The 3,498-nt window shown below is 73.5% G+C and carries 4 protein-coding genes; 1 reads left to right on the top strand and 3 read right to left on the bottom strand.

Annotation, left to right across the window (positions count from 1 at the left end):
- Positions 1-280 (bottom strand): DUF309 domain-containing protein (locus ACYVE9_RS19420; RefSeq protein ID WP_461029159.1); only part of this gene is annotated, 280 nt, incomplete at its 3' end.
- Positions 267-1,049 carry a TetR/AcrR family transcriptional regulator gene (locus tag ACYVE9_RS19415; RefSeq protein ID WP_461029158.1) on the bottom strand — a complete coding sequence of 261 codons (783 nt, stop codon included), beginning with the start codon at positions 1,047-1,049 and terminating at the stop codon, positions 267-269. The genes ACYVE9_RS19420 and ACYVE9_RS19415, both read right to left, overlap by 14 nt.
- A 240-nt stretch (positions 1,050-1,289) precedes the next feature.
- Between ACYVE9_RS19415 and ACYVE9_RS19410 the strand changes: the two genes are divergently transcribed.
- Complete coding sequence (locus ACYVE9_RS19410; protein ID WP_461029157.1) at positions 1,290-2,825, top strand: ATP-dependent DNA ligase; 1,536 nt, start codon at positions 1,290-1,292, stop codon at positions 2,823-2,825.
- Positions 2,826-2,897: 72 nt separating this feature from the next.
- Here ACYVE9_RS19410 and ACYVE9_RS19405 read toward each other — a convergent pair whose 3' ends face one another.
- Positions 2,898-3,323: an HIT family protein gene (locus ACYVE9_RS19405; RefSeq protein ID WP_461029156.1), complete on the bottom strand. Its 426-nt coding sequence runs from the start codon at positions 3,321-3,323 to the stop codon at positions 2,898-2,900.
- Positions 3,324-3,498 lie beyond the last annotated feature (175 nt).

Below are 3,498 nucleotides of genomic sequence, written 5' to 3'. Positions count from 1 at the left end.
TGACTCCGACGGCGAGCTGGGCCAGCGCCCGCCAGAGCGGCTCCTCAGCCGCCGGCCCGGACTTCCAGGCGTCCTCGAACACCTCGTGCGCGTGGAACGGCCTGCCCTCGTCGAGCAGGCGCTGCGCCTCGGCGAGCGTTTCCTCCGGCGTCCGCAGCACCCCCTCGGGTTGCCGCTCCACGCCGGGCGCCCCGTGCGGCAGCGGACGGCCGAGCGCGTCCCGGGGGCGGGCGTTGCGAGCCCGGCCCTCCTCGTCACGGTCACGGTCACGTGCGCGCATCGTGGCCTCCTCTCGTTACGTACGACTCGACACCGTCCAGCACCAGCCCGAGACCGAAGGTGAAGTCCTGCTGAGGGCTGCCCGGCTCGTTGAGCGCTCCTGACCCGATCGCCTCGCCGACGGCCGGGAACCGGCCGTCAGCCGTGAGCCGCCCCAGCAACAGGCCGTAGGCAGCCGTCGCCTCCACCAGCGTGGTGCCCGCGGCGCGGGCAGCCGCCGCCATGTCGGCCGTGAGTGACGCTTCGCTGCGCACGTACCCGCTGACCAGCGTGAGCACGCCCCACCGGGCCCCGGCGTCCAGCCCCGTACCGGCGAGGCAGTTCAGGCCGACCTCCGTCCACGCCACCGAGTTGGGCGTGACCGGCGGGGTGCTCACCGGGATGCGCAGCATCCACAGGTTGCGGTGCAGCATCTCGCGGTACGCCCACGCCCACCGGGTGATGCCGGCCCGCCAGTCCTCCCCCGGGCCCGGCGGCGGGGGCGGGTCGCCGGCCGCGGCGTCCTCCATGAGGACCAGCAGGTCGTCCTTGGCCGCGACGTACCGGTAGAGAGCCATCGTCGACACCCCCAGCTCGGCCGCCACCCGGCTCATCGTGAGCGCGCCCAGCCCTTCCGCGTCGGCCACCTCCACGGCGGTGGCCACGATCCGGTCGACGCTCAGGCCGGGCCGGCGGCCCTTGCCCGGCCGCTCCCGCAGCCCCCAGGCGGTCTCGACGCCGGGCGGCAGCCCGGTGGGGCCGTACTCCCTGGGGGGACTGTTGCTTCCCATGGCTTCGTGTATAACATAAACCTGTTGTTTATGGTGTACGCGAAAGCGCGTGCGTAGCACGCACAGCCCCGCACCGGGGCCGGTGCGGGTGACGAGACGACCACAGGCTGTGCAGGGGGCGCGATGAGCAGGACGGCAACGACCGGGACGCGCAGGCCGGCCAGGGGCCGCGGCCGCTTCCGATGAGCCGCGCCGCCCGGTGGTACTGCGTCCGGGCGGCGGCCGGGTGAGTATGGAGGGATGCTGCTGGCTGATCTCGCCCGAACGTCCCAACAGGTGGCGGCCACCTCCGCCCGCTCCCAGAAGGTCGCCCTGCTCGCCAGGCTCTTCTCCACCGCCGAGCCCGCCGAGGCACCGATCGCCGTCACCTACCTGGCGGGCCGGCTGCCCCAGCGACGCATCGGGGTGGGGTGGCGCACGCTGACGGAGTCGCACCCCCCGGCGCCGACCGGCCTGCTCACCGTCGCCGAGGTCCACGACACGCTGGAGCGGATCGCCGGGGTGTCCGGCAAGGGAGCGGTGCAGCAGCGCCGGGATCTGCTGGCCACGCTGATGACGTCCGCCACCGAGGAGGAGCAGCACTTCCTGGTGCGGCTGATCAGCGGTGAGCTGCGCCAGGGCGCTCTGGACGCCTTGGCCGTCGAGGGCCTGGCGGCGGCCGCGGGTGCCGATGCCTCGGACGTGCGCAGAGCGGTGATGCTGGGCGGCTCGCTCGGCTCCGTCGCCGAGGCCCTGCTCGCCGACGGGCCCCAGGCCCTCGCCGAGTTCCGGCTGACGGTCGGCCGCCCCGTGCAGCCGATGCTGGCCCACTCGGCGAAGGACGTGGACGAGGCCGTGGACCGGCTGGGGCCGTGCGTGGTGGAGGAGAAGCTCGACGGCATCCGTGTCCAGGTGCATCTGGACGGTGACGAGGTCCGGGTGTGGACACGCACTCTCGACGAGATCACCGACCGGCTGCCGGAGGTGTGCGCGGCGGCCAGGGGCTTCGACGCCGAGCAGGCCGTGGTGGACGGTGAGGTGATCGCCTTGGACGAGGACGGCCGGCCACGGCCGTTCCAGGAGGTGTCGGGCCGGGTCGGCTCACGCCTGGACGTGCCGGCCGCTCAGCGGACCATGCCGCTCTCGGCCGTCTTCTTCGATCTGCTCGCGGTGGACGGCCAGGACCTGCTCGACCTGTCGACGAGCGAGCGCCACGCCCGGCTGGCCCGGGTGGTGCCCGAGCCGGAGCGCGTGCGCCGCGTGGAGGTGCGTGAGCCGCAGGACGTCGAGCAGCGTGCGGTTGCCCGGGAGTTCACCGAGGAGGTGCGGCGGAGAGGGCATGAGGGAGTGGTGGTCAAGGCCCTGGACGCCGAGTACCGGGCAGGGCGCCGGGGCGCGTCCTGGCTCAAGGTCAAACCGGTCCACACCCTGGACCTGGTGGTGCTCGCCGCGGAGTGGGGCCACGGCCGCCGCACCGGCAAGCTGTCCAACCTGCATCTCGGCGCCCGCCGCCCGGACGGATCGTTCGCCATGCTCGGCAAGACGTTCAAAGGGCTGACCGACGCACTGCTCCAGTGGCAGACCGAGCGTTTGCGGGAACTGGCCGTGGAGTCACCTGCCTGGGGGGTGGTCGTGCGGCCGGAGCTGGTCGTGGAGGTCGCTTTTGACGGCGTGCAGCGCTCCACCCGGTACCAGGACGGAGTCACGCTGCGATTCGCCCGCGTGGTCCGCTACCGGGAGGACAAGGCCCCGGAGGACGCCGACACCGTCGAATCGGTCGTCGCGCTGCGCACCTGACACCCGGGCAGGCCGGGACGTGGCAGACCGGGACGTGGCTGCGCTCGGCCGGCGGAGTGGGACGTGCCGCGTTCAGAGCTCGGCGGACCGGTTGAGCTCCGCACGGATCCGTGCTGCGGTCGTCTCGGCGTGGGCGGTGTCCTCGTAGCGGGTGCGCGGCCAGAAGAAGCCGCGCAGCCCGTCCTTCGGGTTGCGCGGCACCACATGGGTGTGCAGATGCGGCACCGACTGGCTCACCCGGTTGTTGAGGGCCACGAAGGAACCCGCTGCCGCCATGGCCGCTTCCACCGCAGCCGCGAGGCCCTGCACCCGTGCGAAGTACGGTCCGAGTTCGGACGCGGGCAGGTCCGTCAACGTGCGAACGTGCCGCCGAGGCACCACGAGCACGTGCCCGGGAAACAGCGGCCGGGTGTCGAGAAAGCCCACCGCCACCGGGTCGTCGAGCACCCGGTGGGCGGGTTCCTCCCCGGCGGCGATGGCACAGAAGAGACAGTCCACCCGGCCCAGTGAACTACGCGCCCGCGTCGGACGCCCACCGCGCCGGCCCGGCAGGCGGCACCGGACTCCCGCCACCGCCTCCCCTGCCCGGACCTGCCCGGCCCTGCCGGTGGGCTTCGCCCCTCGTCCCCCAGCGCCCCTCCGTCCTCCCGGCGCTCCTTCCTCGGCCCGGCAC

It is taken from the genome of Streptomyces sparsus (assembly GCF_054776295.1).
This window is presented reverse-complemented; position numbering and strand designations above follow the sequence as displayed.